This window comes from Methylobacterium sp. CCH5-D2, from assembly GCF_001556475.1.
GTDB classification, from domain to species: domain Bacteria; phylum Pseudomonadota; class Alphaproteobacteria; order Rhizobiales; family Beijerinckiaceae; genus Methylobacterium; species Methylobacterium hispanicum.
The window spans coordinates 1-506 of sequence record NZ_LSIX01000694.1 but is presented as its reverse complement, the minus strand read 5'-3'; the positions used below and the strand labels follow the sequence as shown (position 1 = coordinate 506).

Genomic DNA, 506 nt, shown 5'->3' with positions numbered 1-506 from the left:
CGGGCGAGTTCCTCGGCGGAGTAGGGCTTGCGCACGAGCTCGAAGCCGTGGGCGTCGTCCTGGGCGAGCACGTGGCTGTAGCCGGAGGTCAGCACCACCGGCAGGTCCGGCCGGCTCGCCCGCAGCCGCCGCGCCAGCTCGATCCCGCCCATGCCCGGCATCACCACGTCCGAGAACACCGCGTCGAAGCGCCCAGGACCGGCCCCCTCCCCCCGCTCGAGCTCGGCCAGCGCCGCCTCCGCGTTGTGCGCCCAGACCGGCCGGTGGCCCAGATCCTCCAGGATCTGCGTGCAGAACCGGCCCACCTCCAGGTTGTCCTCCACCACCAGCACGCTGAGGCCCCGACCCGGGCCGGACGCCACAACCGCGCCGCCCTCCGCCCGCGCCACCGCCGCCGGGGCCGACGCCTGCGGCAGGTAGAGCGTGAACGTGGTCAGGCCCGGCGGCGGTGGCGCGGGCGGAGGGCGGCGCGGTTGCGGCGTCCGGCCCGGGTCGGGGCCTCAGCG

Annotated in this window: 1 pseudogene; it reads right to left on the bottom strand. The window is 76.9% G+C overall.

The annotated features are described in order from the left end of the window. Nucleotides 1-434, bottom strand: a pseudogene (locus tag AX737_RS18245) (response regulator); the annotation flags it as partial. Nucleotides 435-506 lie beyond the last annotated feature (72 nt).